Origin of the sequence: Corallococcus praedator (genome assembly GCF_003612125.1) — a bacterium.
Classification (GTDB): Bacteria; Myxococcota; Myxococcia; order Myxococcales; family Myxococcaceae; genus Corallococcus; species Corallococcus praedator.
In genome coordinates this window covers 1-451 of the sequence record NZ_RAWI01001006.1, presented here as the reverse complement: position 1 = coordinate 451, position 451 = coordinate 1, and the positions used below count along the sequence as shown (strand labels likewise).

At 72.5% G+C, this 451-nt stretch carries 1 protein-coding gene; it reads left to right on the top strand.

Annotated features, from left to right (window positions below):
- Nucleotides 1-422 (top strand): MBL fold metallo-hydrolase (locus D7Y13_RS42790; RefSeq protein ID WP_500683204.1); only part of this gene is annotated, 422 nt, incomplete at its 5' end.
- Nucleotides 423-451 lie beyond the last annotated feature (29 nt).

Genomic DNA, 451 nt, shown 5'->3' with positions numbered 1-451 from the left:
ACCTCCGCCACGCCCGCATGACCATCCAAGCCGCCGAGCACGCCTACGCCTTCTCGGGCGCCGCGCGGGCGTCGTGGTTCCCGTCGGACTACGACCTCGGGCTCAACTGGGAGGTGATCGAGGGCGACCGCGAGGTGATGCCGGGCCTGCGCATCCTCTCGACGCCGGGCCATTCGCCCGGCCACCAGTCGCTCCTCGTCGACCTGCCCGAGACGGGACGGGTCCTCCTCGCCGCCGACGTGGGCGACATGATGGAGAACTTCGAGGCCGAGGTGCTGCCGGGCGAGGCGGCCTCGGACGAGGACGCGCTGGCGTCCATCCGCCTGGTGAACCGCCACGTCGCCGGGGGCGCGAGGCTGTTCCTCACCCACGACCCGGACCTCCTGCGCACCGTGCGCAAGGCGCCGGACTTCTATGCCTGAGCCGGTCCTCGCCATCCGCGACCTCGGCG